Annotated in this window: 1 protein-coding gene; it reads right to left on the bottom strand. The window is 74.9% G+C overall.

The annotated features are described in order from the left end of the window. Nucleotides 1-255: hypothetical protein (locus tag KVP70_RS33875; protein ID WP_439897418.1), on the bottom strand; the 255-nt coding region annotated here is incomplete at both ends.

Genomic DNA, 255 nt, shown 5'->3' with positions numbered 1-255 from the left:
CCATTCCAGCGCCACGCCGTCCGGCGTGGCCACCGTGACCGCGCGCAGGCGCTCGAGCACCGTGGCCGGCGCCGGCGTGGCCGGCAAGGCGTTGGCGAACGCCAGGTAAGGCGACGCCAGCGGCGCCAGCTCGAACAGGGCCAGCTGCGCCACCGCCGTGCGCGGCGCGCGCGCCACCTGCTCCAGCAGCGACAGCCACTGGCCCATCAGGTACTCGATGGTGGCCGGCGTGAACAGCGCGCTGCGGTACTGGCA

The sequence above is a fragment of the Duganella violaceipulchra genome, from assembly GCF_019166075.1.
Lineage (GTDB): Bacteria > Pseudomonadota > Gammaproteobacteria > Burkholderiales > Burkholderiaceae_D > Rugamonas > Rugamonas violaceipulchra.
Note: the sequence above shows the minus strand (reverse complement) of the source record. Positions and strands in the feature narration are given on the sequence as shown.